Consider the following 25,863-nt stretch of genomic DNA (forward strand, 5'->3'; position numbering starts at 1 on the left):
GTCCTTGCGTGTGCGTTGAGGCGTGGGAGCCCGATGCGCAGAAGATTAGGGTCGCACCCATTGATCGACTAGACGGCACAATCGGATTGCACTCGTCCACAGATAGAAGGAATCGCCTCGTGCTCGACCTGAACGACATCGCCATGTTTGTGGAGGTGGTGCGCTGCGGCAGCTTTGCCGAGGCGGCGCGGCGGCTGGGCGTGCCGCCCAACACCGTGAGCCGGCGCATCCAGCAGCTCGAAGCCCGGCTCGGCACACGGCTGATGCAGCGCTCCACCCGCAAGCTCACGCTCACCAGCGCCGGCCAGGCCTTTCACGAGCGCTGCGCAGGCGCGGTCGACGGGCTGGTCAAAGCCGGCCAGGCGTTGTTGACGGGCAGCCAGGAACCCAGTGGCCTGGTGCGCGTGGCGGCGACAGCCGATTTCTTCGACTTCTTCCCGATGGAGTGGGTGGCCGACTTTCTGGCCGCGCATCCGCTGGTGCGGCTCGACTTCGTGCTCAGTGATGCCAAGGCCGATCTGATTGCCGAGCAGATCGACGTCGCGTTTCGCGGCGGCCCGCTGCGCGACTCGGGCTATGTCGGCCGCCGGCTCCTCGGCGCCCGCAGCGGCGGCATGGTGGCCAGCCCCGCCTACATCGCCGCGCGCGGCGCGCCCGCCACGCTGCAAGATCTGGCGAACCACGACTGCGTGAGCTCCGCCCACCCCAGCGGCCGCACCACCTGGCGCCTGGCCGGCCCCGACGGGGTGCAGGAGGAAGTGCAGGTCGCCGGCCGCTTCAGCGGCAACACGGCCCAGGCGCTGCGCAAAGCCACCCTGGCCGGCCTCGGCATCGCGCTGCTGCCGCCCGCCATGGCCAGGCTCGACATTCAGGCCGGCCTGCTCGTGCCGGTGCTGCCGCAATACCAGCGCACCAGCCAAGGCCTGAGCGTGCTCTACCCGAGCCGGCGGCACCTGCCGCTGGCGGTGTCGGCGTTCATCGGGTTGGTGTTGGAGAAGCTGAGTGCGGTAGAGACGTTGCCGGAGGTGCTCCGGTCCTAGGCCGGCACGCCGTCCACGTTCGCCCGGTCCCAGTGCCGGTGCTTCGCGATCGCCGCGATGAAGTCCTGCGCGATCTGCGTGGCGGCGCTGGTGTCGCCCAGGTTCGTGGTCGGCGTGGCGGCCACCACCACGCCGGCCGGCGCCTTGCCCGGATCGGCGCCGACGCCCAGCGTCGCGAGCAGCTTCACGCCCTCGCCCACCGTGCAGATGGCCTTGCAGTGCTTGTAGGCCTCGAGCACGAAATGCAGCGCATCGCCGTTGCGCGCCAGCGCCTCGGCGCCCTGCGCGCCGGCCGGCACGAGCACGGCGTCGAACATCACCGAAGGCATGTTGACGAAGGTGGCGTCGACATCGAGCTGGCGCCTGGACGCGCTCGCGACGGTGCCGAGCCGCGGGCCGACCACCTTGCACCGCGCGCCAGCCTGTTCGAGGGCTTCGCGGATCGGCTTCAGCGAGGCCGAGTCGATGCCGTCCATCACCAGGATCGCCACCTTGCGCGTCTTGATCGAGCCATCGCCGGTGTCCGCCATGCTGAGCGCGCGCGATTCCTCGATCGGCAGCGTCATGCGGTGCTCGCGATAACCGGCCCGGCCCGCGGCCGCCTTGGCATCGGGGGCGTCGATGCCCAGCGGCTCGGCCACGCGGCGCGCGAGCTTCTCGTCGACGTGCGCGAGGTTGTCCACCATGCGCTGGCGTATCGCCGGCGCCTCGACCTTCGAGAGCTCGAAGCGAAAGGCCGCGATGATGTGCTCCTTCTCGGCCGCGCTCTGGCTGTTGAAGAACAGCCGCGCCTGCGTGAAGTGGTCGTCGAAGGAGGGGCTGCGGCGCCGCAGCTTGGGCGGGTCGATTTCCTCGGGAAAGGACTGGAAGCCGCCGCTCGCGCCGTCGATGCGGAACTCCTTGCCGTCGAGGAGCGAGTGCGGTTCGTAGGCCACCTTGCCGCGCGCGATGGTCTGGCGGTGCATGCCGTCGCGCTGGAAGTTGTGGAAGGGGCAGACGCTCCTGTTGATCGGCAGCTCGTGGAAGTTGGCGCCGCCCAGGCGCGAGATCTGCGTGTCGGTGTAGGAGAACAGGCGGCCCTGCAGCAGCGGATCGTTCGTGAAATCGATGCCCGGCACCACGTGGCCCGGATGGAAGGCCACCTGCTCGGTCTCGGCGAAGAAATTGTCGGGGTTGCGGTTGAGCACCAGGCGGCCGATGCGCTGCACCGGCACCATCTCCTCGGGCACGATCTTGGTCGGGTCGAGCAGATCGAAGCCGAAGGCATGCTCCTTGTCCTGCGGAATCAGCTGCACACCCAGCTCCCATTCGGGGAAATCGCCGCGCTCGATGGCCTCCCACAGGTCGCGCCGGTGGAAGTCGGCATCCTTGCCGGCGATCTTCTGCGCCTCGTCCCACGCCAGCCCGTGGATGCCGAGCTTGGGCTTCCAGTGGAACTTGACGAAATGGCTCTCGCCGCGCGCATTGATGAAGCGAAAGGTGTGGACGCCGAAGCCTTCCATCATGCGCAGGCTGCGCGGGATCGCGCGATCCGACATGATCCACATCAGCATGTGGGTGGTCTCGGGCATCAGCGAGGCGAAGTCCCAGAAGGTGTCGTGGGCGCTCGCGGCCTGCGGCATCTCGTGGTGCGGTTCGGGCTTGACGGCGTGGATCAGGTCGGGGAACTTGATCGCATCCTGGATGAAGAACACCGGGATGTTGTTGCCCACCAGGTCGTAGTTGCCCTCGCGCGTGTAGAACTTGACCGCGAAGCCCCGCACGTCGCGCACCGTGTCGGCCGAGCCGCGCGAACCCGCCACGGTCGAGAAGCGCACGAAAACGGGCGTGCGGATCGCCGGATCCTGCAGGAAATCGGCAGAGGTGAACTGCGACATCGACTTGTAGACCTCGAAGTAGCCGTGCGCCGCCTCGCCGCGTGCATGCACCACGCGCTCGGGAATGCGCTCGTGGTCGAAGTGCGTGATCTTCTCGCGCAGGATGAAGTCTTCGAGCAGCGTCGGCCCGCGCGCGCCCGCCTTCAGCGAGTTGTGGTTGTCCGGGATCTGCAGGCCCTGATTGGTGCTGAGCTGCGGGGTGTTGTCGCTCGTGAAGGCGGCCAGTTGTTCCTGCTTGGCATTGCTGCCGTCCCCCGGCTTGGGGCGACGGGCGGCGGCCGCCTTGTTCTGTGGCGTCATCGAGATTCCTTCGTTCTCTTGGAATGCGGCGCCTCGAAGCGCCGCAGGATCAGCCGGCTTCCGCGTCGAAGAGCACATCCAGTGCGCTGACCACCGCCACGAGTCCGACGACGCCGGCCGCAGCCGCTATGGCCCAGAACAGGACATCGTCGATCCAGGCATCTCCGAGCGCGCCGAACAGTGAGGAAAGCTCCATGATTCGCTCCAGATCATCGTTGCGGGACGGTTCGACAGGCGCTGCATGCCGGCTGCGAGCAAGCCATGAGCTTAGATTTGGCACCGCGCAAACCCCGTAGTGGCCGCGCGCTCCGGCGTGTGGGAGCGGCGAGGAGTACACAGTAGGACCGCGCTGACGGCTTTGTGGGCTTGCCTACGCCGCTTCGCGTACCCATCTATGCCCGCCAGCCGCGGCGGGCGATAGGATGAAGCGGCTGCGCTCGGCACCAAACCTGCTTGTGCGGCATCACACCTCTGACCTTCGCAACCGGCCCGCGCCACCATGCTCATCAAAATCGGTTTCGACATCGAACTCGGCGTCACGGCGCCCACGGCGTTGCTCTACATGCTGCAGGTGCATCCTTCGCGCGCCGCCGACATCGCGGACGGCGAGCACATCACGATCAGTCCGCCGCTCTACACCGACCACTACCGCGACGCCTTCGACAACCATTGCGCGCGCGTGCAGGTGCCCGCCGGCGTGAGCAGCGTGCGTCTGCGCAACGAAGCGGTGGTCTTCGACACCGGCTGGGCCGACCCGATCGACCTGGGGGCCGTCGAGCACATGCCGGCCGATCTGCCGGTGGAAACGCTGCCCTTCCTGCTGCCCAGCCGCTACTGCGAGGTCGACAGCGAACTGCTGCAGTTCGCATGGAACACCTTCGGCCAGGTGCCCAAGGGCTGGCCGCTGGCGCAAGCCATCTGCGACTACGTGCACCAGCACCTGCGCTTCGACTACCAGCGTGCACGCGCCACGCGCACCGCACTCGAAGCGTGGCGCGAGCGCGTCGGCGTGTGCCGCGACTTCACCCACCTGGCGATCACGCTGTGCCGCTGCATGAACATTCCGGCGCGCTACGTGACCGGTTACCTCGGCGACATCGGCATTCCGCCCGTGCCCTACCCGATGGATTTCAGCGCCTGGTTCGAGATCTACCTCGGCGAGCGCTGGCACACCTTCGATGCGCGCCACAACACGCCGCGCATCGGCCGCATCACCATCGCGCGCGGCCGCGACGCGGCCGATGTGCCGATCACGATGGTGTTCGGGGAGAACACGCTGCAGCGCTTCGAGGTGACCACCGAGGAGGTGGTCTGAAGCTTCAGTCCGGCGCCGGCGTGTAGCCCAGCGTTTTCATCGCCGCGCCCAGGCCCTTTCGGCTCTTCTCCATCGCAGCCCACGGCTTGTTGCCGATGGCGATGCGCTCGCCGATGTTCCTGATCGTCCATTGCGAGGCGCTCTTCAGCTCGGGCAGCTCGTCCCATTCGAGCGGCACCGACACGCCCAGCCCCGGTCGCGAACGCGCCGACCAGGCGCTGACCGTGGTGGCGCCGAAGCCGTTGCGCAGGTAGTCGACGAAGATCTTGCCGACCCGGTTGCGCGGCCCGCTCTTGGCGACGAAACGATCGGGGATGGTCTGCGCCAGGTGCTGGACCGCCGCCTGCGAGAAACCCTTGACCGCATCCCAGCCGTAGTGGCGCCGGATCGGCACCAGCACGTGCAGGCCCTTGCCGCCGCTGGTCTTGAGGAAGGCCGGCAGGCCGAGTTCGGTGAGCAGCGTGCGCACCAGCATCGCGGCCTCCAGCATCTTCGACCAGTCGACGCCCTCGCCCGGGTCCAGGTCGAAGGTCATGCGGTCGGGCCGGTCGATGTCGTTGGAGGTGGCGTTCCAGGTGTGCAGCTCGATCACGTTCATCTGCGCGGCCGAGAGCAGGCCGCGCGCGGCATCGATCTGCAGCAGCGCTTCGTGCTCGGGATCGAGCGCCGGGTCCAGCAGCTTCACGCCCGGCAGCTCGCTCTGGTTGGCATGCTTCTGGAAGAACAGCTCGCCGCCCACGCCCTCGGGTGCGCGCACCAGTGCTACCGGCCGGCCCTTCAGATGCGGCAGCAGGAGCGCCGACACCTCGTGATAGAAGGCGACGAGCTCGCCCTTGGTGGTGCCGCTCTTCTTGTCGATCACGCGTTCGGCATGGGTGATGCGCAGGTCCATGGTGCGGCTCGCTCCTTTGTTGCTGCTGCTGCCGGCGCGCGCGGCGGCAGCCGGCTTGGGCGGCGCCTGCGCTTTCTCGCGGCGGATCTCGGTGGCCGGCTTGTCGGTGCGCAAGCCCAGGAAGACGGCCTGGCGCACGCGACCATCGCGCGTCCACTCGCCGAAGGAGATCTCGGCCACCAGCTTCGGCTTGACCCATTGCGTCTTGACGCCGGCGGGCCGCTCGTCGAAGGGGCAGTCGTCGCTCGCCAACTTGTCGAGCCGGGCCTTGATGTCCGCCAGGCGATCGGCGTCGAAGCCGGTGCCGACGTTGCCGCAGTACTTGAGCGCGCCCTGGTCGTCGCACACGCCGAGCAGCAGCGAGCCGAAACCCGTGCGCGCGCCCTTGGGTGCGGTGTAGCCGCCGATCACGAACTCCTGCCGCTGCTGGTTCTTGAGCTTGATCCAGGTCGGCGAGCGGCGCGAGACATAGCCCGAACCCTTCAGCTTGCCGATGATCCCCTCGAAGCCGAGCTGCGCGGACGACGCCAGCAGAGCGCGCGGCGCGGCCTCGAAGGCCTCGGACAGCCGCAGCGACGCCGGCGGCTTCTTGCCCAGCAACTTCGCCAGCAACGCGCGGCGCTCTTCCACCGGCGTCTCGCGAAGGTCGCGGCCGTCGAGGAAGGGCGCATCGAAGAGCCAGTAGACGATCGATGAGGTGGCGCCGCGTTCGAAGGCGTTCTGCAGCGCCTGGAAATCCGGCGCGCCGTTCTCGCCATGGACCACGATCTCGCCGTCCAGCCAGGCCGAGCGCGTGGGTAGCTTCGCGAGCGCCTTCACCAGGCCGGGAAGCTTCGCGCTCCAGTCGTGGCCGTTGCGCGTGATGCATTGCACCTTGTCGCCGTCGATGCGCGCCAGCAGGCGGTAGCCGTCGAACTTGAGTTCGTAGAGCCAGTCGTCGGCCGCAGCGGGCGGCGCCGCGACCAGCGTGGCGAGCTGGGGCTCGAGGCTGCGCGGCAGCGCGGCCTTGGGTGCGGCTTTCGCCTTCTTCGCTGCAGGCGGCTGCTTCGTCGTCGTCTTTGCGACCGGCGGCACCGCGTCGTCGACGCCGCGGCCGCTCAGCACGCTGTCGGGCAGTTCTTCCACCACGTCGAAGTCGGCCAGCGGGCGCGCTTCATCGTCGTTCTCCTTGATCAGGAGCCAGGGCTCCTGCTTCTCGTCCCTGCCGCGCATGCGCACCAGCGTCCAATGGCCGCGCAGCTTGTCGCCGTACAGCTCGAACTTGAGCTTGCCCTCGGCCAGCCCCTGGCGCGCATCGCCCTCGGCCGCCCACTCGCCGCGGTCCCAGACGATCACCGTGCCGGCGCCGTACTGCTTGGGCGGAATGGTGCCTTCGAAGTCGGCGTACGAGACCGGATGGTCTTCCACGTGCACCGCCATGCGCTTGACGCTCGGATCGAGGCAGGGGCCCTTGGGCACGGCCCAGCTCTTGAGCGTGCCGTCGAGCTCGAGCCGGAAGTCGTAGTGCAGGCGGCTCGCATGGTGCTTCTGGACCACGAAGGAATGCGCGCCTCGGCTGCCGCGGCCGAGCTTGTGCGGCTCCGGCGTCTTCTTGAAATCGCGCTTGCCGTGATAGCGCGCCAGCGCTTCGCGCGCACTCGGTTTGCTCGCCACGCGCTGCCTCAGGCCGCCTTGTGGCGCGATGCGGACTTGCGGGCCGGCGCGCGCTTGCGGGCCGTGGCCTTGGCGGCCGGCTTGCGGGTCGGCTTGGCTTCTTCCGACTCTTCCTCCTCGTCTTCAGCCGCCGCCTTGCCGCCCTTGCGCAGGCTGCGCTGCAGCAGCTCGGTGAGGTCGAGGATCTTCGCGCCAGAACGCCCTGCCTGTTCCTCGATCGGCTCGAGCTTCGTGACCTCCTCGGTCTGGCCCGCTTCGACCTTCTGGTCGACCAGCCGCATGATCTCGTCCTTGAACGAGTCCTTGAATTCATCGGGGTCCCAGTCCGAGCTCATGTCCTTGACCAGTTCCCCGGCCATCTTGAGTTCGCGCTCCGAAAGGCCCACCTGCTTGGCGCTTTCGGAAGGCAGGGGCAGGTCTTTCCATGGCCGGATGTCGGCACCCCAGCGCAGCAGGTTCAGCACCAGCCCCGGCCCCACCGGCACCAGCGCCGCGAGATGCTGCTTGGTCTGGATCACGACCCGGGCGACGCCGATGCGGCCGGCGCGCTTGAGCGTTTCGCGCAACAGCGCGTAGACCTTGGCGCCGCGGTTGATCGGCGCGACGTAGTAGGGCCGCTCGAGGTAGACGAAGGGAATGCTGTCGGCCGGCACGAAGGTCTCGATCTCGATGGTCTGCGTGGTCTTGGGATAGGCGTCGGCGATTTCCTTGTCGCTCAGCAACACGTACTCGCCGTCCTCGTACTCGATGCCCTTCACGATCTGCTCGCGCGCGATCTCCTTGCCGGTCTTCTTGTTGACGCGCTTGTAGCCCACCGGGTCCATGGTGCGCTTGTCGAGCCAGTCGAAGTCGATGCTGTGGTCGACGGTGGCCGAGTACAACGCCACCGGGATGTGGACCAGGCCGAAACTGATGGCGCCCTTCCACAGGACGCGCGGAGCGGGGGTTTTGGATGTGGGCATGACGACGATCCTCCGGACGGCCACCGTAGGACGGCCGGCCGGCGCCGCATGTAGGAACGCGGCGTTGCGCGTCGTAAGGCCTAGGCGGCGAAGCCGTAGAGCTCGGCCGGGTTGTCCACCAGCAGCTTGCGGCGCGCGGCTTCGCTGTCGAAGAGCGCCAGCGCCCAGTCGAGCAGGGCCGCATTGGAGGGCTCGGGCTTGACGTTGGGATGCGGCCAGTTGCTGGCCCAGACGCAGCGCTCGGGATAGCGCCGGGCCAGCAGGCGCGCGAGCGGCACTGCGTCGGCGTACGCGGGCGGGCCGCTCTTGGAGGTCTCGTAGGGCGCGGCCAGCTTGATCCAGCAGTTGCCCTTGTCGAGCAGGCGGCAGAGCGCGCCCACGGCCTCGCCGTCGAGCGCCACGGGTCCGAGGAACTTGCCGATGTGGTCAATGACGAAGCGCCCCGGCAGGCGCTCCAGCATCGCCATGTGCTGCGCCAGCTCGCGCCCGTCGAGCTGCAGGTTGATGTGCCAGCCGAGCGGCGCGATCCGCGCGGCCATGCCCTCCAGACTGGACCAGGGCAGCAGGCCGCCCGACAACATCATGAAGCGCACGCCGCGCATACCGGCACGGTGCAGGCGCTCGAGCTCGGCATCGGCCACCTCGGGCGGCACCACCGCGATGCCGCGCGCCTCGGCGCCCAGCTGCTCCAGCGCCGACAGCGTGCAGCGGTTGTCGAAGCCGTAGCCCGTGGGCTGGACCACGATGGCGCGCGTGAGGCCGAGCGCCTGCTGCACCTCGCGGTAGGCCGAGGCCGGCGCATGCGGCGGCTTGAAGGTCGCGGTCGGCGCGAGCGGCCAGGCGTCTTCGTAGATGTGGACATGGCAATCGCATGCGCCGGCGTAGTCGATGGGAGCAATCGTCATGCGGCAAGCCTCCATTGCGCAATCCGCGTGGCATGCGCCGCATTCACGGCGCCGGGCGGCATCTCGCCGCGCATCAGCGCGGCGATCTGGGACACGGTCTCGAGCGCCTGGTGCTCCACCGCCGGCAGCGTGAGCCCGCCGATGTGCGGCGTGGCGACGACGCGCGGATGGCGCGCGAGCGCCGGCGCAGGCATCTGGTCGGTCGCGCGGCCGACATCGAGCGCAGCGCCGCCCAGATGGCCGGATTCCAGCGCGGCGAGCAGGGCCTCGTCATCGACCAGCTCGCCGCGCGCCGCATTGACGAAGAAGGCGCCGGGCTTCATGGCCGCGAAGGCCTCGGCGTTCATGAGCTTCTCGGTCTGCGCGTTGGCCGGCGCCAGGCAGACGACGAAGTCGGACTGGGCCAGCAGCGCCGGCAGCGCCACCTGCTCGCACATCGCCTGCCTTGCAATCGGCTGCGGATCGTTGACCAGCAAGCGCATGCCGAAGGCCTGCGCCAGATCGCCCAGGTAACGGCCGATCGCGCCAAAGCCAATGATGCCCAGCGTCGACGCGCGCAACTGCCGGCCCATGAAGGGCGCCGGCGGCTCGCCGCGGTGATAGGCATGCGTGTAGCGCCCGATGCCGCGGGCGAGGTCGACCATCGCGGCGACGATCCACTCGGCAACCGCCGGCACGAAGCCCGGGCTGGCCTGCGTCACCAGCACGCCGTGCCGGCTCGCGGCCTGGACGTCGACGGTGCGGATGTCGACCGCGCAGCGCACGAAGGCGGCCAACTGCGGCAGGTCGCGGAAGAGCGATTCGGGGCCGGGCGTCTGCCGGTACGCGATCAGCGCATCGCAGCCCTGCGCCGCGGCCACCAGTTCGGGCGTCGAAAGCTCGCGCGCCTCGGGATTGAAGCGCACTTCGGCGATCGCCTCCAGCGCCTGGGTGGCCTTGGGGCCGAAGTACTGCGCCAGCTTGTCGGCTGGATGCGTCACGAAAACGGTCGTCATGTGGCTGCCTTCTCCGGCTTGATTTTTCTTGTGCTGCGGGGCCGGCCGGCCGCGGGCGGCGGCGGCGCGACGGACTCGCGTTCGATCAGTTGAACTTCGGTGAAGACCTGCTCGCGTTCGTCCTCGCCGGCCTCGCTCGGGTGCTGCATCACGCGCTCGACCATGGCGCGCGCCATCTCGCGCACCGGCAACTGCACCGTGCTCAGCATCGGGTTCGACAAGGTCGCGAGGAACAGGCCGTCGATGCCCACCACCGAAACCTCCTCCGGCACGCGCAGGCCGGCTTCGCGCAGTCCCGCCATCAGCCCGAGGGCCATCAGGTCGTTGAGCGCGACGATGCCTGTCGGATGCTCGGGCAGGCCTGCGATCTGCAGCGCGGTCGCGCGGCCGACCTCGGCGATCACCGAATCGCCGTATTCGTTGAGCGCGCCGCCGTCGAGCACCTGAGCACTCGCACGCAGGCCTGCGGCCTCGGCGGCGGCGAAGAAGCCGTCGATCTTGGCGCTGCGGCTCATGGTCATGCCGGCCACGGTGGCGAAGGCCAGGCGCCGGTGGCCCTTGTCGATCAGGTGCTGCGTCGCCAGGCGCGCGGCCTCGAAGTTGTCGGGCATCACGTGGCCCACCTTCGAAGGCTTGCCCGGCGTCGCGCCGCGGTCGTAGCTCACCACCACCATGCCGCGCTCCACCGCCGACTCGAAGTGGCGCTCGTCGGCCAGCGAGGAGATCACGATCACGCGCCGCACGCCGTGCGCCAGCAGGTCTTCGAAGAAGGCGCGTTCCTTCTCGCGGTCGCGGTAGGTGCTGCCGATCAGGAGGCGAAAGCCGAAGCGCTCCTGCGCGATGCTTTCGATCTCGCGCGCGATGTAGCCGTACATCGGGTTCGCCATCGACGGCACCAGCAGGCCCAGGAGCGGCGTCTGTCCGGTCTTCAGCTGCTGGGCCAACTTGCTGGGCCGGAACTGCAGCGCCTGGATCGACGCCTCGACGCGCGCCAGCGTTTCGGCGCGCATGCGGTCGGTGCGGCCATTGAGCACGTTGGACACGGTGCTCACCGACACGGCGGCATGGCGGGCGACGTCCTGGATGGTGGTCATGAATTCGGTTTTCTCGGCTACAGCCCGAGCCGGTTCGGGAGCCACAAGGAGAACGACGGGACGAGCACCAGCACGACCAGCGTCACCAGGAGCACTGCCAGGTATTTCATCATGGGCCGGGCCACGTTCTTCACCTCGGTGCCGGTGATCGCGCAGGTGGCGAACAGGCCGAGACCGATGGGCGGCGCGAACAGGCCCAGGCCCATCGCGATCACCATCACCGTGCCGAAGTGCAGCGGGTTGATGCCTAGCTGCTGCGCGATCGGCGTCAGCAGCGGGCCGAAGATGATCAGCGCCGGCGCGCCTTCGAGCACGGCGCCGAAGACGATCATGATCGCCACGGACAGCAGGATGAACATCACGCTGCCGTACTGCTGCGCGAAGACGATCATGGTGGACGACACCAGCTGCGGGATCTGCTCGATGGTCAGCGCGAAGGACACGCTGGACGCGGCCGCGACGATGAAGAGGATGCTGCCCGCCATCGAGGCCGAGCGCACGAAGAGCTGCGCCATGGCGCGCGCGCTGAGCTCGCGGAAGGCCAGGCTGCCGACCACCAGCGCATAGACCACGGCGAAGGCCGAGACCTCGGTCGAGGTCGCGACGCCCGAGGTCACGCCTTTGCCGATCATGCCCACCATGACGATCGCGACCAGCGCGCCGCCGAGCAGCTTGAAAAGCGGCGTGCGCTTTTCGAAGGCATCGTCGGGATTGATCTTGCGCCCGACGATGATCGCCAGCGCGCCCAGCGCCAGCGCCATCACGGCCGCGGGCACCAGGCCGGCCATGAAAAGGCCGGCGATCGAGATGTTGGCCACGAAGCCCATGATGATCATGTTGATGCAGGGCGGGATGGTCTCGGCCATCACGGCCGTGCAGGCCAAGAGGCCCGCGGCTTCGTTCGGGTCCTGCTTGGTGCGGCGCACCGCCGGCATCACGATGCCGCCCACCGCGGCGATGTCGGCCAGCTTGGAGCCCGACACGCCCGAGAAGAAGGCGGTCGCGGAGATGGTGATCAGGCCCAGCCCGCCGCGCACGCGGCCGAAGATGCGCAGCAGCAGCTCGATCAGCCGCGAGGACATGCCGTTGGACTCCATCAGCAGGCCGGCCAGCACGAAGAAGGGAATGGCCAGCAACACGAAGTGGTCGGTGCCGGCCATGACCTGCTGCGAGTAGATCAGCATCGGCAGCGAAGGATCGGAGAGAAAGTAGAGCAGCGCCGAGAAGGCCAGCACGAAGCCGATCGGCACGCCCAGCACCAGCCCGCCGATGAAGCCGGCCGCCAGCAGCAGGCCGCTCGGGATCGCATGCTGCGGCACCAGCGCGTTCCAGCCGAAGACCATCGCCGCGAGCAGCACGCAGGCAGCCAGCGTACCGAGCACCACGCGTCGCGGACCGTTGAGCGCATTGGCCAGGCCGAACAGCGTCATGAACAGGCTGCCGATCACCACCGGATAGACGTAGAGCCATTGCGGCAGGCCGATCGAGGTGGTCTGTCCGTAGGTGTCGACGAGCAGCAGGGTCGACGAGACGAAGAGGCTCGCGGCCACGCCCGCGATGATCCAGTGGCTCACCTGCATCAGCGCCGGCTGCCAGTGCGCGGGCAGCAGGTGGCGGAACAGGTCGATGCCCACGTGCTGGCTGCGCGCGAGCACGGTGGCAGCGCCGAAGAAGACCAGCACGATCATCAGCGCACGTGCGATCTCCTCGGCCCAGTCCACCGGGTCGTGCAGGAAGTAGCGGAACACGACCGAGAGGAAGACCACGACCACGTCGGCCGCCAGCACGACGGCCGACAGGATCTCGGTCCAGCGGTTCAGTGCGCTGAGCCAGCCGCCCGAGACGGTGTCGTGGCGAAAGCCCAGCGAGGGTGCGGCAACCGCGACCATGGCCTCAGACCCGCGCCGCGTTGACGGCAGCGAAGAGGGGCGCCGTCACCGGGTACTGCTTGGCGAAGTCGGCCCAGAGCCTGCTTTCCATCTCCTTGCGCACAGCGGCGCGGTCGGCCGCGGCCATCGGAAAGAAGCTCATGCCCTTGCGCTGCAGCTCCTCGATCGCGGCCTTGCCCTTGTCGCTCGCGATGGCGCGCTGCTGCGTGGTCGCATCGTGGACCGCCTTCAGGAAGGCCGGGCGCAGGCTGGCGGGGATCTTGTCCATGCCGCGCTTGCCGATCACCACCACCATCGGGCTGAACAGGTGCTCGGTGAGCCAGCAGGACTTGACCACCTCGTTGAGCTTGCTGGCCAGCACCGTGGCCGCATCGTGCTCGAAGCCGTCGACCACGCCGGTCTGCGCCGCCATGTAGAGCTCGCCGAAGGGAATCGGGGTGGGGATCGCGCCCATCAGCTTGAAAGTCTCGATGAAGGCCGGCGTGGGCAGCACGCGCAGCTTCACGCCCTTGATCTCCGCCAGCGACTTCACCGGTGCCTTGGTGTAGACGCTGCGCGCGCCGAAGTGCGAGGCCCAGGTCAGGATGGTGCAGCCCGAGCGCTTCTGCAGCAGTTCGTTGAGGGTTGTCCCGGCCGGGCCTTCGAGCGCCTTGCCGGCATGGGCGTAGCTGTCGAACAGGTAGCCCAGGTCGAGCATGCCGATCTCGGGCGAGATGGTGGCGAAGATGGAGGAGCCGGTCACCATCATGTCGACCGAGCCGACCTTGACCTGCTGAACCACGTCGCTTTCCTTGCCCAGCTGGTTGTTGGGGAAGTAGTCGATGCGGATGGCGTCGCCGACGGCCGCCTTGAGATTGGCCTGCAGGCGCTGGCACCACACGTAGTGGGCGGCGTTGTCGTCCGCCAGCATCGAGGAAGAGAAGCGCAGCGCAATGCTCGATTGCGCGCGGACGAGGGCAGGAAATCCTGCAAGGACGGCCAGCGATGCGGCAGCGCCCGCATGCACGAATCGGCGGCGTGGGATCGAAACCATGCTTTGTCTCCAGTCTTGTATCGAAAGAGTGCACAGAATCGCGGTGTATCGATTTACTGTACCGATTTACTATATCGATATACAAGCTGGCTGCCGATCAGGGTTTTCCCGCCCTCCGCGGGGAAAAGTCAGCGCGAACCGTCCGGCCTCAGGATCAGCCTGCCATCGGGAGCTAGCTCGCAGGTGCCCGAGAGGGTGTCGCCGCGCCGCCCCGGCATCTCGAAGCGCGCGCCTTCGGCTTGGCCGGCGCAGGCGTCCGACACTTCCGGAGGCGGTCCGCGGTAGGCGAAGGGCGGCATCGAAGCGCCGGGCCGGGGCGGCGGCGCGAACGGTGGAGGCGGGGGCGGGGGCGGGGGCGGCAGCATGATGCAACCCGTCAAGGTCGCGGCCAGCAGAAGGGCCGTGCAGGCGTGTGTCGTTTTCATCCGTTCATCCAGTCGAGGGATGGGACGAAGTGTGCGAATCGACTTGGGAGAAATCTGGGAAGGGTTTCCTATTCCTATTCGAGCGGCGCCTCGAACGCGAAGCCCACACCGTAGACGGAACGGATCCAGTCGTGCGAGGGTGCGGCGCTCGAGAGCTTGCGGCGCAGGTTCTTGACGTGGCTGTCCACGGCCCGTTCGGACACGTCGGCGTCGTCCTCGTAGGCCAGTTCCAGGAGCCGGGCGCGCGAGAAGATGCGGCCGGGGTGCCGAGACATCGCCTGCAGCAGACGGAACTCGCGCCGCGTCAGGTTGAGCGCGGTGCCGTTCAGCGATGCGCGCCAGTGCACGTCGTCCAGCTGGAGGGACGCGGTCGCCTTGTCCGCCGCCTCTTCGGTTTGAACGCGCCGCAGAACAGCCTTCACGCGCGCTACGACTTCGCGCGGCGAGAAGGGCTTGCACACGTAGTCGTCGGCGCCCAGTTCCAGGCCAAGCAGGCGGTCGACCTCCTCGATGCGCGCGGTGAGCATGATGATCGGGTGCCGGGTGTGCACGCGGGCCTGCCGCAGCACGCTCAGGCCATCGAGGCCCGGCAGCATGATGTCCAGCAGGCTGAGGTCGGGCGGCGCCTCGAGCATGCGGGCCAGCGCGCTGTGGCCATCGGCCACGTGCTCGGTCTCGTGGCCGGCATGGCGCAGGTAGTCCTGCAGCACCGAGGCGATGTCGGCTTCGTCTTCGACGATGAGGATCCGGCTCATGACGTTGGCGCCAGCGGGAGCCACAGCGTGATCCGCACGCCGCCGAGGGGAGACGCCGAGGCGTCGATCTCGCCGCCGTGCGCCTCGATCGTGGCGCGGCAGATGGACAGGCCGAGGCCGGAGCCGCCCAGCGCGCGGCTGCGCGACCCTTCGGTGCGGAACAGCCGCTCGAACAGCCGCGGCAGCTCGTCGGCCGCGACGCCCGGCGCGCTGTCGTCGAAGCGCAGCACCAGCCGCTGCGCGCCGCTGCTTCCCTCGACGGTGGCGCCGATGCGCAGGGCGCCGCCCGCATCGGTGTAGGAGAGTGTGTTTTCGAGCAGGTTCATGAAGACCTGGTGCAGGCGATGCGCATCGCCGTCGACCACCGGTTGCGATTGTGCCGCCAGGGCCTCGATAGCCTGCGCATCCACCGCAATGCGGTGCTGGGCAAAGCGATTGCGCGTCATGGCCAAGGCCTCCTTCAGCAAGGTAAGCGGAAAGACGGGCGCCTTCGTCAACGATTCGGCCGGCGGATCGCGCATGCTGCTGCGCAGGTCGTCGACCAGCTGGCCCAGCCGCATGACCTGCCGGTGCAGCCGCAATGCGGTGCGATCGTCGAAGCTGCGCACGCCATCCTGCAAGGCCTCGATCTCGGCGCGCATGGCGGCGAGCGGCGTGCGCAGCTCGTGCGCCACGTCCGCCAGCCAGGCGCGCCGCGAGGTCTCGACGGTGTCCAGACGCGCGGCCATGTTGTTGAAGGTGCGGCCCAGCAAGGCCAGTTCGTCCGAACCGCGCACCTGTACGCGGGTGCCGAGCCGTCCGCGCGCCACGTCCTGCGCACCCTGCGTGAGCGCATCGATCGGGCTGAGCCAGCGCCGCGCCAGCTGCCAGGACAGCACCAGCGCGAAGACCAGGCCGACCAGGCCGGTCAGCACGATGACCCCCGACTGGCGCGCGAAGAACGCCCGGTCGGCTTCGCTGTCGAGTCCTTCGACGGGCGCCAGCACCAGATGGCCGATGACCAGGCGGCCGCTGCGTATCGGCAGCTGGGCGGCCGACGCCATATCGACGCTGGCGCCGGCGACCCGTGCGCCGGATGCGTCCACCACGCCCAGCCGCTGGTAGATCGAATCTGCCGCTTCTCGCGGATCGCCGAAAAAGCCGGGCGGAGGCGGAGGCATGAAATGCCTGGGCAAGAGCTCCAGCTGCGGCGCGAAACCAGGCGGAGGACGGTCTTCGAAGCGCCGCGGCCGTGCGTACCACGGCGGCAGCCGGGCATCGTCCTTGTCGCGGGTCTCGACCTGCGCCGTGCCCGGATCCCCCATCTGCAGCCGATGCCAGGCGCCCTCGTCCTTGCGCAGCTTGTCCCAGCTGCCGTTGGCGGCGTAGTGCTTCTGCAGCAACTGCGCCAGCCAGTCCATGCGGCGGATCTCGATCTCCGCGACATAGGGGCCCAGGCCGCGCTGCAGCGCAAAGATGGAAAAGGCCGCGGAAAGCAGCAGCAGGACGACCAGCAGGGTGGCCAGGGCGAAGAAGATCTTTCTGCTGAGCGTCAGGCGTGGCATTGGTGGGGAGGTCGGCGCATGGCCGCATTCTGCGGCACGCGCGTGGCGGCAGTTCCATCACGCGCGGCGGGCGGATGTTGGAAGCCGAATTGGGAGGAAATTGGGAGAAGATCCGAGCGGAGGCTCCCACGCAAACCCTGCGCCATAGACCGATCGGATCCACTCGTGCGTGGGCGTGACGACGCCAAGTTTGCGCCGCAGGTTCTTGACGTGGCTGTCGATCGCGCGATCGGTCACGTCGGCTCCGGCGCTGAACGTGAGTTCGAGCAGGCGTGCTCGCGAATAGATGTGGCCCGGATGCCGCGACAGCACCTGCAGGAGGCCGAACTCGCGGCGCGTCAGATTGAGCGCTGTTCCGTCGAGCGAGGCTCGCCAGTACACGCCGTCGAGCACCAGGCCTGGCAGGTGCTGCCCGGTTCGGGTCCTTGCATCGTTGGGGGAAAAGCGCCGCAACACGGCGCCCACGCGTGCGACCAGCTCGCGCGAGAAAAGGGTTTGCACACATAGTCATCGGCACCGAGCTCGAGGCCGAGCAGGCGGTCGAGCTCCTCGATCCGGGCAGTGACCATGATGACCGGGTGGTCGGTGTGCTCGCGCGCGCTGCGAAGTACTTCGATGCCATCGAGGCGCGGCAGCCCGATATCGAGCAGTGTCAGGTCGGGCGGCGATTCGACGATGTGCTCGAGCGCACCTTGGCCATCGGCGAAATGCGTGGTTTCGTAACCCGCAGCGCGCAGGTAGTCCTGAACGACCGATGCGATATCGAGTTGGTCCTCGACGATGACGATGCGGGCCATCAGGATGCCGGGACGCGACTCATTGAGTCGTCAGGGCCAAGGCTCCTTCCCTGCCTTCCCTGCCTTCCCTGCCTTCCCGGCAGTTGTGCATGTGGTCGTCGATCGTCAGCTCGCCCTGGATGTCCACCAGCAATTGCACCGTCCGTTCGATGGCATCGGCATTCAGGAGCGGATAGCTTCGCGCGGTACGGCCGTTGTTGCGTGCCAGGCGCGCGATATAGGACAGGTCCTGATGCGTGACGATGGCGGCCGGCATCACGCCTTCGAGCTCGACGCCTTCGCAAGGCAGCAGGACGAAATACTGCAGCCTCAGGTCGTCGGGCAGCAGGCTTCGCAGTTGCGTGGTCTTGCGGCCGCCCTGCAAGGCAGGGTCCGAGACCTCGCGAGCCCTGCTGCACCCATGGAGGCGCAAGAACCAGCGCGGCGGCGCCTGGTCGGAGTTCTTCCGGTAGACAAAGGCATTTCGCCAAGCCTTGATCTCGAAGAGATAGACGCCGGTTTCGCACACGATCACGGCATCGATCCTGGCGGTGCGCACCGGGCAAGCTGCGGGCATCGGGATGACGAGGTCCCGCAAGATGCGCATGTGGGGGAACGCAGGACCGAACGTACGGACGAGCTGCTGCACGCCCAGCGATGCCGCCAGCTCGTGGAAAGACGCTGTGCCGGGGATGCGGTATGGGCTCTGGACCGGGTCCGATGTCGGGTATCCGTGGCGGGGCAGCATGGACACTGCGCCGCCGTGCGTTCTCTGCAAGGAAATGGTGGTCATTCAGGGCTCCTTCGAATCCCGAGGATCACGCGTCTTTTGGGAGACTTTAGGTAGAGCATCGAGCAGCGCCGATCTCGAAGCCGGGCTGCCGTCGATCGACGTTCCGGTGCCCAGCCGAGCGAAGAGTGCGATCCAAGCGACCGCGAGATCGCCGTTGGCGACGGCGACCATTTGCAGATGCTGCAACAGACCCAGGAAATCCTCCATGAGCTGGACTTCCGACATTTCGCCCCGATCGCGGCGCTTCTTGGCCGCCTCGAATTCGGCATTCGCGTCGCGCATCCGGTTGTATGCGGCGTTCGTGATATCGCTTTGCGATTGCAGGCGCTGCAAGGCCTCGGACACTTCGTTTCGCGCCTGGGCCACGATGGCGAGATAGAGGGAATGGCCGAGGGGCGCCGCCTGAGCCTCATCGTTCGCCGCGCGCTCGCTCGACGCATCCGTGGCCTCGATCGCGTCGGCGAGTGCTGCCGCCGAGTCGATGCCGTAGAGCGCCGCAGCGAGATTGACATCGTCGCGGTTTGCGAGCAACGCCTCCGGCAGCGCGCGCGGCACCGGCGCAAGGAACTTGGGAAGCGTTCTCGTCCGGTCTGCGAGGGCGGCGCCGATGACGTCGGTCAGGGCCGCTTCCGACATGCCGCACTGGGCGGCAAGAAACGCGATATGGATTTCGCGCTGCGCCCTGATCTTCCTGATCGCATCGTCAGCCCTGGTCTTGCGGCCGACGAGTTCCTTGATGAAGTCATCGTGCTCTGGATTGCTCGCAATTATCAGCTGCAACTGCCGTGTGGCGGCGGACCGCGCGTTCTCCAGGTACGTCAGGCTGAAGGCCTGTACCCTGAGCGAGACGTATGCGGCGGCAACACCGATCTCGACAGGCACTGCATTCAGCGGCCTCGCAGCGCTCGTCGAAGCTGAATGCCGGCGTGCCATCCCGATCAGCTCGTTCATCGTCTCGTCGTCAAAGCCGGACCACCAAGACTGCGAACGGGAGGGCATCGCGCCGTCGAGGAACGATCCGACTTCGAGGGCCGAATTCGAACTCGTCATAGCGCGGCTTGTGTCGGCGCAGCCAAGCGCCAGCGTGCCGCAGATCACTGCCATCAGTGGCCAGGAGCGAATCATGTGTGTGGATCTCCAGCAGTCGGTCTTCAACCGCTCGCGCTTTCGCGTTGCGACAGCGGGCGATGCCGACATCATTTCGTGCGAATGGGGAGAAATCTAAGCGGCTCGTTGAGACGAGGTTCCGAGCCGACGATTTGCAGATGGTGCGTACAAACAACGGGCAATGCGATGCATCCCGCACTTACCAGATTCCTCCAACTTTGAACGAGACCATCCGACCAGCTGCCCGATGAGGGCGGTCGCGATGTTGTCCAGGATCGCCTCGCACCTGGACCAATTTCGGCCTGTTGAGCGGGTCATGGCTCGAAGAGGTCGTGCCTCGTTCGAAACCGGAGAAAACCTGAATGAAAAAATCCCTTACGGCAATCGCCGCTCTCGCTGTGACCGGCCTGGCCGCTGCGCAGTCGTCCGTCACGATGTTCGGCGTCGTTGACGCCGGCGTCAGCTATCAATCTGCGACTTCACGAGATGCGGCGACCGGCGCCAGCTCCAAGCAGACCAGGACGACGCTCTCCAATTCCGGCTACAACTCGAGCCGCATCGGTTTCCGCGGCACCGAAGACCTCGGCGGCGGCCTCGCCGCCAGCTTCTGGCTCGAAGCGCCGATCACCAACGACGACGGCGCGACGGGCATCTCCACCTTCAACCGCCGCTCGACGGTGAGCCTATCCGGCGGCTTCGGCGAACTGCGCCTGGGCCGCGACTACACGCCCACCTTCTGGAACGACACCGTGTTCGACCCCTTCGGCACCAACGGATCGGGCACCAACGTGATCAGCTCCGTCAACGGCAGCACCGGCCTGAACAACACGAACTACGTGCGCGCCAGCAACTCGATCAGCTACTTCCTGCCGCCGAACCTGGGCGGCTTCTACGGCCAGCTCCAGTACAGCCTGCACGAGAACACCGACAGCAGCACGGCGGCCGACACGGCGTCGACCAACAGCAACGCCGGGCGCTACATCGGCGGGCGCTTCGGCTGGGCGAACGGGCCGCTGGACGTCGCAGTGTCGGCGGGCCAGAACATCGCCGTCGACACCCTGGCACTCACGCGCAAGGTGCAGACCATCAACCTCGGCGCGTCCTACGACTTCGGGGCGGTCAAGCTGTTCGGTGAACTCTCGAACGTGCAGAACAAGTTCGATACCGCGCTCGGCAACACTCATGACAGCTACAACGGCTACCTGATCGGCGCGACCGTTCCCGTGGGTGCAGGCCTGATCCGCGCGTCGTACTCCACGGTCCGCTACAACGAAGGCGCCGCCGGCATCACCGGCGAGGATCCGCGCGTTCAGAAGTTGGCCCTGGGCTATGTGCACAACCTGTCCAAGCGCACCGCGCTGTACGCCACCGTCGCGCGCGTGAACAACCGCAACGATGCGGCCTACACCGGCAGCCTGAGTTCGGCGATCACCACGGGCTATAGCAGCAACGGCGTGAGCTACACGGGCCTGCCGCGCTCCTCCACCGGCTACGACTTCGGCATCCGCCACGCTTTCTGATAGCGCACTGTGAGTCGCGACGGGACTCTGCCCCGTCGCGACCCGGCCCTGTCATCAACCTGGCGCCCTGAGTGGCGCCATTTGCCGTGCCTGGCATCACGGCTCCCCTGCCGATTGCCAGGGCGAGAAACCCCGGAGGTTTCGGGCTGGATGCCTACCTGGCCGCGTTGCGGTCGGCAATCATCTTCGGCGTGATGAAGATCAGGAGCTCGGTCTTCTTCATCTCGCGCGTGCGCGATCGAAACAAGGTGCCGACGACCGGGAGTTCGCCCAGCACCGGAACGCGCGACTCGTCGTTGTTGTCCGTCAGTTCGAAGATGCCGCCAATCACGACCGTCCCGCCGTTGTCGACCAGCACTTCGGTCTGCACATGCTTGGTGTTGATCGCGTAGCCGGCGGTTGTCGATTGCCCGACGGAATCCTTGTTCACGTCCAGCGTCAGGATGATGTTGCCTTCCGGCGTGATCTGCGGCGTGACCTCGAGCTTGAGGTTCGCTTTCCTGAACGCGACCGAGGTGGCGCCGCTCGAAGTGGCCACCTGGTAGGGAAGCTCGGTGCCCTGTTCGATCAGGGCCTTGGTCTGGTCGGCGGTGACGACGCGCGGGCTCGCCACGACCTTGCCCTTGCCATCCTCTTCCAGCGCGGATATTTCGAGGTTCAGGATCTTCGACATGCTGGCGTTGTAGAGAGAGACGGCAAAGCTTCCCACCGAGGCGCCGCTTGAGCTGCTCGCCGGCAGGTTGACGAAATTGCTGGTGGAGGTCTCCGAAAAGGAGGCGGTGCCGTCGCTGCTCGTCGTGGGCTGGGTGCCGATCGAACTGCGGCTGCCCCTGGACGACCCGCCGAACTTGACGCCCAACGATTTGCTGAAGGTGTCCGACGCCTCGACGATGCGCGCCTCGATCAGCACCTGGCGCACGGGGACGTCGAGCTTCTGGATCAGCTCGGCCACCTGCGCGAGGCGCGAGGGGATGTCCGAAACGAAGAGCTGGTTGGTGCGCGATTCGGCGATCACGCTGCCGCGCGCGCTGAGAATGCGCGTCGTCGTGCCCGCGCCGCCGCCGCTGGACGTGCCGGTGCCGGTCAGGCCCTGTGCGATCGCGATGGCCTTGGTGTAGTTCAGCTGGAAGGACTGCGTGCGCATCGGCTCCAGGTTCTGGATCGTGGCCTGCGCCTCGAACTTGAGTTTCTCCTTGGCGTTGATCTCGTCCTCGGGTGCGATGCGCAGCACGCTGCCGCTCTTGCGCATGCCCAGGTTCTTGGCCTCCAGGATGATGTCCAGCGCCTGGTCCCAGGGCACGTCCTTCAGGCGCAGCGTGAGCGTGCCGGTGACGGAGTCCGAGGTCACGATGTTGAAGTTCGTGAAGTCGGCAATCACCTGCAGGAGCGAGCGGATCTCGATGTTCTGGAAATTCAGCGAGAGCTTCTCCCCGCTGTAGCCGGCGCCCTGCGTGAGCTTGGTCGGATCGACCTTGCGCGGGCGCACTTCGACGACGAACTGGTTCTCGCTCTGGTAGGCGCTGTGCTCCCAATCGCCCTTGGGCTCGATGGTCATGCGCACGCGGTCGCCCGACTGCTGCGTCGTCACCAACTGGACGGGCGTGCCGAAATCCGAAACGTCCAGACGGCGGCGCAGGCCCTCGGGCAGGGTCGACTTGGTGAATTCGACCACCAGGTTCTTGCCTTGCTGGCGAATGTCGACGCCCACCTGGTTGTTGGCCAGGTCGACGATCACGCGGCCGGTGTTGTCCGAGCCCGGGCGGAAATCGACGTCGCGCAGCGGCAGCGTGTCGCGGCTGCGGTCTTCCGCGAAGGCCGAGGAAGTGGACGCGACCAGCGCCGCGCCGGGCGCCGGCTCCAGCGACACCAGCAGCGACTTGCCCTGGATGTCCATCTTGTACGCGGTCGCCTGCTTCAGGTTCAGGACCAGGCGCGTTCGCTCAGCCGCCTGCACCACATTGACCGAGCGCAGATTGCCCTGGTTGATCTCGATGGCCGATCGGCCGACGGCGTTCGCGACCTCCGGGAAATCGAGCGCAATGCGCGCCGGCGACTGGACGGAAAAGCCGTTCGGCAGCGCGGCCAGCGGCTGCGCGAAATCGACACGGATGACTTCCGAGCCGGATTGCATCGAACTCGTGACCGATTCGATCGCGTTCTGCGCCTGGGCTGCGACGGCGGCACCGGCCATCGCGAGCAGAAGAGATGCGGTGCGCAGCAATGGCGCAATGGGCGAGTTTTGTTCGTTCACTTGGAGCTCATGTTGGCAGCGGTTATGGACAGCCAGTGCCGGCATTGATTGGGTGTGACCCCTCTCCAGCGCACTGGTCTTCGCCCTGTGACTTTGTGTGTCAACTGCGGAGACATTGAGGAATTCGCAGATCGGCGCCGTCAGCCTTCGATCGCTGTTGCCGCGGCCCCACGCCGGCGGTGCGGAGCAGCTCCCAGATTTCTCCGAACTCGGCATCGATCATCGGTGCCATGAACTTCGCTCGGCATGTGCGCCGCTCACTCGACGGCACCGCCCCTGCGGCGCCGTGCTTCGCCCCATTCATCCCTGCAACAGGTACTCGCTTCCGCCTCCGTCGCGTGGCGGCGTTCATCGGCATGGCCGTGTCCGCATGCGCCGCCTGGGCCGTCGAGCCCTTCACGGTACGCGACATCCGGGTCGAAGGCCTGCAACGCGTGGAGCCCGGCACCATCTTCGCCTCGCTGCCGCTGCGCGTGGGCGACACCTACAGCGACGAGCGCGGCACGGCTGCCATCCGCGCGCTGTTCGACCTGGGCCTGTTCAAGGACGTGCGCATCGACGTCAGCGGCAACGTGCTGGTGGTGATCGTTGAGGAGCGCCCCACCATCGCCGACGTCGACTTCGTGGGCACCAAGGAGTTCGACAAAGCCGCGCTGCAGAAGGCGCTGCGCGAGGTCGGCCTGGCCGACGGCCGCCCCTACGACAAGGCCCTGGCCGACCGCGCCGAGCAGGAGCTCAAGCGCCAGTACGTCAGCAGGAGCCTGTACAACGCCCAGGTCGTCACCACCGTCACGCCGATCGAGCGCAACCGCGTCAACCTGACCTTCACCGTCACCGAAGGCGAGGCCGCGCGCATCCGCGAAGTGCGCATCGTGGGCAACAAGGCCTTCAGCGAAGGCACGCTGCTGGATCTCTTCGACCAGGACGCGGGCGGCTGGATGAGCTGGTACACCAAGAGCAACCAGTACTCGCGCGCCAAGCTCAACGCCGACCTGGAGACGCTGCGCTCCCACTACGTCACGCGCGGCTACCTGGAGTTCCGCATCGACTCCACGCAGGTGGCGATCTCGCCGGACCGCCAGGACCTCGCGATCACGGTGAACCTCACCGAGGGCGAGAAGTTCGTGGTGGCCGGGGTCAAGCTGGAGGGCAACTACCTCGGGCGCGACGAGGAGTTCAAGTCGCTGGTGACGATCCAGCCCGGGGAGCCCTACAACGGCGAGCAGGTGACGGAGACCACCAAGGCCTTCACCGACTACTTCGGCACCTTCGGCTATGCGTTCGCGCGGGTGCAGGCCGAGCCCGAGATCGACCGCACCAACAACCGTGTGTCGCTGACGCTGAAGGCGGAGCCCTCGCGGCGGGTGTACGTGCGGCGGGTGGCCATCGGGGGCAACAACCGCACGCGCGACGAGGTGATCCGGCGCGAGTTCCGCCAGTACGAGGCGTCCTGGTACGACGGCGACAAGATCAAGCTGTCGCGCGACCGGGTGGACCGCCTGGGCTTCTTCACCGAGGTGAACGTGGAGACGCAGGAGGTGCCGGGCTCGCCGGACCAGGTCGACCTGACGATCAACGTGGCCGAGAAGCCCACGGGCGCGCTGCAGCTCGGCGCGGGCTATTCGAGCACCGACAAGATCTCGCTCAGCTTCGGCATCACCCAGGAGAACGTGTTCGGCTCCGGCAACTACCTGGGGCTGCAGGTCAACACGAGCTCCTACAGCAGGACCGTCTCGCTCACCGCCACCGACCCCTACTTCACGATGAACGGGATCTCCCGCACGATCAATCTCTTCCACACCTCGACCCGCCCGTACTACGAGGCCGACGGCAACTACAAGCTGGTGAGCCAGGGCGGCTCGGTGAAGTTCGGCGTGCCCTTCGGTGAGCTGGACACGGTCTACTTCGGCGCCGGCCTGGAGCGCTACGTCTTCACGCCGGGCAGCAATGGCAGCTACACGCTGGTCAACGGCAGCTATGTCTACACCGCCACGCCGCAGGCCTACCTCGACTACTTCCAGTGCACCGGCACGGCACCCAGCGTCACCTGCGCGAACAACAGCATCTACACCGTTCCCTTCACCATCGGCTGGTCGCGCGACGACCGCGACAGCGCACTGGTGCCGACCCGCGGCAAGCTGCAGAGCGCCAACCTCGAGCTGGGCGTGGGCAAGGACGTGCGCTACATGAAGAGCAGCTACCAGTACCAGCAGTACTTCCCGCTGTCGAAGCAGTACACGCTGGCCGTCAACGGCCAGCTCGGCTATGCCAACGCGCTGGGCGGCACGGACTTTCCCATCTTCAAGAACTTCTATGCAGGCGGCCTGGGCTCGATTCGCGGCTTCGAGCAGAACTCGCTGGGCCCGCGGGATGCCGTCACGGCCGGCGCGCTCGGCGGCACGCGCAAGGCCATCTTCAACATGGAGCTCAGCACGCCCTTTCCCGGCGCGGGCAACGACCGCTCCCTGCGTCTCTACAGCTTTTTCGACGCGGGCAATGTCTTCGCCGAGCGCACGGCCGGCATGACCGACGCGCAATGGCGCGCGCAGAACCGGATCCGCACCTCCGCGGGGCTGGGGATCAGTTGGATCTCTCCGCTCGGTCCCCTGCGCCTGGCCTATGCGGTTCCGATCAACTACCAGAAGCAGGACGATGCCAACGGCATTGCCGCGGACCGGACTCAGCGAATCCAGTTCCAGATCGGAACCTCTTTCTGAGCATTCGAAACTTCAGCAAC

Annotated in this window: 19 protein-coding genes and 1 pseudogene; 4 read left to right on the plus strand and 16 right to left on the minus strand. The window is 67.2% G+C overall.

What is annotated here, in order from left to right; translation table 11 throughout:
- Positions 1 to 119 precede the first annotated feature (119 nt).
- Entirely contained in the window at positions 120 to 1,040 is a 921-nt protein-coding gene (locus ACSQ9I_RS27900) for a LysR family transcriptional regulator (protein WP_436315289.1), read from the plus strand.
- On the opposite strand, the gene katE is transcribed toward ACSQ9I_RS27900, so the two are convergent.
- The gene (gene katE / locus ACSQ9I_RS27905; RefSeq protein ID WP_436315290.1) at positions 1,037 to 3,217 is read right to left on the minus strand and encodes a catalase HPII; all 2,181 of its coding nucleotides are present in this window, start codon (positions 3,215 to 3,217) and stop codon (positions 1,037 to 1,039) included. The genes ACSQ9I_RS27900 and katE overlap by 4 nt on opposite strands.
- 49 nt (positions 3,218 to 3,266) lie before the next feature.
- Positions 3,267 to 3,413, minus strand: a complete 147-nt coding sequence (locus tag ACSQ9I_RS27910) for a hypothetical protein (protein ID WP_436315291.1) — start codon at positions 3,411 to 3,413, stop codon at positions 3,267 to 3,269.
- A 303-nt stretch (positions 3,414 to 3,716) separates the two neighbouring features.
- Here ACSQ9I_RS27910 and ACSQ9I_RS27915 point away from each other — a divergent pair, with 303 nt between their 5' ends.
- Positions 3,717 to 4,532, plus strand: a complete 816-nt coding sequence (locus ACSQ9I_RS27915; protein ID WP_436305801.1) for a transglutaminase-like domain-containing protein — start codon at positions 3,717 to 3,719, stop codon at positions 4,530 to 4,532.
- Positions 4,533 to 4,536: 4 nt separating this feature from the next.
- Here ACSQ9I_RS27915 and ligD read toward each other — a convergent pair whose 3' ends face one another.
- The 13 genes and pseudogenes from ligD to ACSQ9I_RS27980 form a co-directional block, all read right to left on the minus strand.
- Positions 4,537 to 7,077 (minus strand): DNA ligase D, encoded by a 2,541-nt coding sequence (ligD, locus tag ACSQ9I_RS27920; RefSeq protein ID WP_436315292.1) that lies wholly within the window; start codon positions 7,075 to 7,077, stop codon positions 4,537 to 4,539.
- An 8-nt stretch (positions 7,078 to 7,085) separates the two neighbouring features.
- Positions 7,086 to 8,039: a Ku protein gene (locus tag ACSQ9I_RS27925; protein ID WP_436315293.1), complete on the minus strand. Its 954-nt coding sequence runs from the start codon at positions 8,037 to 8,039 to the stop codon at positions 7,086 to 7,088.
- 80 nt (positions 8,040 to 8,119) lie between these two features.
- The gene (locus ACSQ9I_RS27930) at positions 8,120 to 8,944 is read right to left on the minus strand and encodes an amidohydrolase family protein (RefSeq protein WP_436315294.1); all 825 of its coding nucleotides are present in this window, start codon (positions 8,942 to 8,944) and stop codon (positions 8,120 to 8,122) included.
- On the minus strand, positions 8,941 to 9,939 hold the full coding sequence (locus tag ACSQ9I_RS27935; protein ID WP_436315296.1) for a hydroxyacid dehydrogenase: 999 nt from the start codon (positions 9,937 to 9,939) through the stop codon (positions 8,941 to 8,943). The genes ACSQ9I_RS27930 and ACSQ9I_RS27935 overlap by 4 nt, the downstream gene beginning before the upstream one ends.
- Positions 9,936 to 11,033: a LacI family DNA-binding transcriptional regulator gene (locus ACSQ9I_RS27940; protein WP_436315297.1), complete on the minus strand. Its 1,098-nt coding sequence runs from the start codon at positions 11,031 to 11,033 to the stop codon at positions 9,936 to 9,938. The genes ACSQ9I_RS27935 and ACSQ9I_RS27940 overlap by 4 nt, the downstream gene beginning before the upstream one ends.
- 17 nt (positions 11,034 to 11,050) lie before the next feature.
- Complete coding sequence (locus ACSQ9I_RS27945; RefSeq protein ID WP_436315298.1) at positions 11,051 to 12,922, minus strand: TRAP transporter large permease; 1,872 nt, start codon at positions 12,920 to 12,922, stop codon at positions 11,051 to 11,053.
- A gap of 4 nt (positions 12,923 to 12,926) precedes the next feature.
- Complete coding sequence (locus tag ACSQ9I_RS27950; protein ID WP_436315299.1) at positions 12,927 to 13,955, minus strand: TRAP transporter substrate-binding protein; 1,029 nt, start codon at positions 13,953 to 13,955, stop codon at positions 12,927 to 12,929.
- 128 nt (positions 13,956 to 14,083) lie between these two features.
- Positions 14,084 to 14,380, minus strand: coding sequence for a hypothetical protein (locus ACSQ9I_RS27955; protein WP_436315300.1), 297 nt, complete (start codon positions 14,378 to 14,380; stop codon positions 14,084 to 14,086).
- A gap of 74 nt (positions 14,381 to 14,454) precedes the next feature.
- Positions 14,455 to 15,135 (minus strand): response regulator, encoded by a 681-nt coding sequence (locus tag ACSQ9I_RS27960; protein WP_436315301.1) that lies wholly within the window; start codon positions 15,133 to 15,135, stop codon positions 14,455 to 14,457.
- The gene (locus ACSQ9I_RS27965) at positions 15,132 to 16,679 is read right to left on the minus strand and encodes an ATP-binding protein (RefSeq protein ID WP_436315302.1); all 1,548 of its coding nucleotides are present in this window, start codon (positions 16,677 to 16,679) and stop codon (positions 15,132 to 15,134) included. The genes ACSQ9I_RS27960 and ACSQ9I_RS27965 overlap by 4 nt, the downstream gene beginning before the upstream one ends.
- A 57-nt stretch (positions 16,680 to 16,736) precedes the next feature.
- Positions 16,737 to 17,476 (minus strand): annotated as a pseudogene (locus tag ACSQ9I_RS27970) (response regulator).
- Between the two features lie 19 nt (positions 17,477 to 17,495).
- A complete protein-coding gene (locus ACSQ9I_RS27975) occupies positions 17,496 to 18,248 on the minus strand; it encodes a nuclease-related domain-containing protein (protein ID WP_436315303.1) in 753 nt (250 codons plus the stop codon).
- Positions 18,249 to 19,373 carry a hypothetical protein gene (locus ACSQ9I_RS27980; RefSeq protein ID WP_436315304.1) on the minus strand — a complete coding sequence of 375 codons (1,125 nt, stop codon included), beginning with the start codon at positions 19,371 to 19,373 and terminating at the stop codon, positions 18,249 to 18,251.
- Positions 19,374 to 19,717: 344 nt separating this feature from the next.
- Between ACSQ9I_RS27980 and ACSQ9I_RS27985 the strand changes: the two genes are divergently transcribed.
- Entirely contained in the window at positions 19,718 to 20,875 is a 1,158-nt protein-coding gene (locus ACSQ9I_RS27985; protein ID WP_436315305.1) for a porin, read from the plus strand.
- A 154-nt stretch (positions 20,876 to 21,029) separates the two neighbouring features.
- Here the strand turns inward: ACSQ9I_RS27985 and pilQ are convergent, their stop codons facing one another.
- Positions 21,030 to 23,066: a type IV pilus secretin PilQ gene (pilQ, locus tag ACSQ9I_RS27990; protein ID WP_436315840.1), complete on the minus strand. Its 2,037-nt coding sequence runs from the start codon at positions 23,064 to 23,066 to the stop codon at positions 21,030 to 21,032.
- Positions 23,067 to 23,482: 416 nt separating this feature from the next.
- On the opposite strand from pilQ, the gene bamA reads away from it, so the two are divergent.
- On the plus strand, positions 23,483 to 25,843 hold the full coding sequence (bamA, locus tag ACSQ9I_RS27995) for an outer membrane protein assembly factor BamA (protein ID WP_436315306.1): 2,361 nt from the start codon (positions 23,483 to 23,485) through the stop codon (positions 25,841 to 25,843).
- The last annotated feature ends 20 nt before the right edge of the window (positions 25,844 to 25,863 follow it).

The organism is Variovorax sp. LjRoot84 (assembly GCF_964254305.1).
GTDB lineage: Bacteria > Pseudomonadota > Gammaproteobacteria > Burkholderiales > Burkholderiaceae_C > Variovorax.